This window comes from Kitasatospora sp. NPDC001159, from assembly GCF_053598235.1.
The window spans coordinates 1-1,422 of record NZ_JBSFJV010000277.1; the positions used below are offsets into that span (position 1 = coordinate 1).

3 protein-coding genes are annotated in these 1,422 nt (G+C 65.0%); 1 reads left to right on the forward strand and 2 read right to left on the reverse strand.

The features are described 5' to 3' along the window. Positions 1-32 precede the first annotated feature (32 nt). Together ACWC9T_RS41835 and ACWC9T_RS41840 are read right to left on the reverse strand one after the other, a co-directional pair. Positions 33-404: a transposase gene (locus ACWC9T_RS41835; RefSeq protein WP_449826253.1), complete on the reverse strand. Its 372-nt coding sequence runs from the start codon at positions 402-404 to the stop codon at positions 33-35. A 62-nt stretch (positions 405-466) separates the two neighbouring features. After that, positions 467-814, reverse strand: a complete 348-nt coding sequence (locus ACWC9T_RS41840) for a hypothetical protein (protein WP_449826252.1) — start codon at positions 812-814, stop codon at positions 467-469. Positions 815-944: 130 nt separating this feature from the next. On the opposite strand from ACWC9T_RS41840, the gene ACWC9T_RS41845 reads away from it, so the two are divergent. Beyond that, a complete protein-coding gene (locus ACWC9T_RS41845) occupies positions 945-1,367 on the forward strand; it encodes a PAS domain S-box protein (protein WP_449826254.1) in 423 nt (140 codons plus the stop codon). The last annotated feature ends 55 nt before the right edge of the window (positions 1,368-1,422 follow it).

Below are 1,422 nucleotides of genomic sequence, written 5' to 3' on the forward strand. Positions count from 1 at the left end.
TCTCTGCTTGATCCAATTTGAGTCTCGACACCTCAAGGATCACAGGGAACGGCGTGTTTCACGTCCAGCCGCAGATCAGCACACCCACACATGCGGCAGGAGAGCCCGAAATACTTCGCCGCGGGGCGCAGGATGTCCCGCTCCAGCTCAAGCTCCCGTATCCGGGCTCTGAGCTGCTTGTTCTCTTGCTCCAACACGGTGCTGGAGCCTACCGGGGTGCCCGAACCGGCAGCCGGAACGCTCTCGGCGCCCTCCCGCTGCCGGGCCCGGTGAGCGCTGATCCAGTTCCTCAGGGTCTCGTGGTTGACCCCGAGATCATCGGCGACGGAGCGGATCGTGCGTCCCGACTCCGACAGGTAGAGCGCCACGGCGTCCGCCTTGAACTCCGGCGAGTACACCTTCATCACCACAGGGGGACTCCTCTTCCTCTGGATCTCCGTGATCCAGTGTCCGGGGTGTCCACACTTCAGGGGGAAGGTCCGTACAGATCCTGCCGGATCTGGGCGTAGCGGCAGGCCAGGGCCGACTTGCCAATTCCGCCGAGGCCCGCGACGGTCTGGGCGATCAGCCCTGTGCCGGATCGCAGGGCGGCGTGCAGGTCGTGCAGTTCCTGTTCCCGGCCGACAAACCGGCCGGGGGCCAGAGCGGTCGGGGAGAGTCTGCCCGGACCGCCCGGCCAGCTCAGCGACGCCGCTGCGGGCAAGGGGTGGTGGTAGTTGTTGATCGTGTTCTTCGCGCCGTCGCCCAGAGAGATGATTCCGTGGTTGACCTCGACGTCGGCCCGTCGACTCATGGGATCCATGCAGGCGCTCACTAAGTGGATCAGAACCGTCTGCCGCGTCCGCTGACAACACTTTGATGGTCTACTTGAACAGGGATAGCTTGTCCGGGGGGGGGATTGGGGCGTCACGTCCCGGCCGTGAGTCGAAAATGCGAGTGCGGTGATGGAAAGACGGCATATCGTCGTGACGAACAGCGGTGTCGAGTCCGACCGCGACATCGACGAGGCGCAGGCGGTAATCGACAGTAACGGCCGTGTGGCCGAGTGGAGCCACGCGGCACAGTTTCTGCTTGGTTACCAAGGGAACGAGGTAATCGGACACCCGGTGACGTCGCTTTTGCCTATGGGGGAACGGCTACCACTGCCGGGGCCCGACCGGTGCCAGGGGGACCGTACCGGCGAGCTTCGCCTACGTCACCGGGACGGACGGGCGATACCCGTCATCGTCCGGCTGACGGAGTTGCTGAACGCGGAGGGCCCCTCACGTTGGCACGTGACTGCCGTGCCCGTAGAGGAGGTCCGGCGCCGGGAGGTGGAGGCGGCCGTGCTAGGCCATGTCTCTCCGATCATGAGCGGAGCCAGATGATGACGGCCGCGAAGGTTACGGTGCCCAGGAACACGTGCCCTCGCTTGTCATAGCG

Bases quoted from the DNA above. Each gene is read 5' to 3' on its own strand.
- ACWC9T_RS41835 (WP_449826253.1), bottom strand. From the start codon at position 404: ATGAAGGTGTACTCGCCGGAGTTCAAGGCGGACGCCGTGGCGCTCTAC.
- ACWC9T_RS41845 (WP_449826254.1), top strand. From the start codon at position 945: ATGGAAAGACGGCATATCGTCGTGACGAACAGCGGTGTCGAGTCCGAC.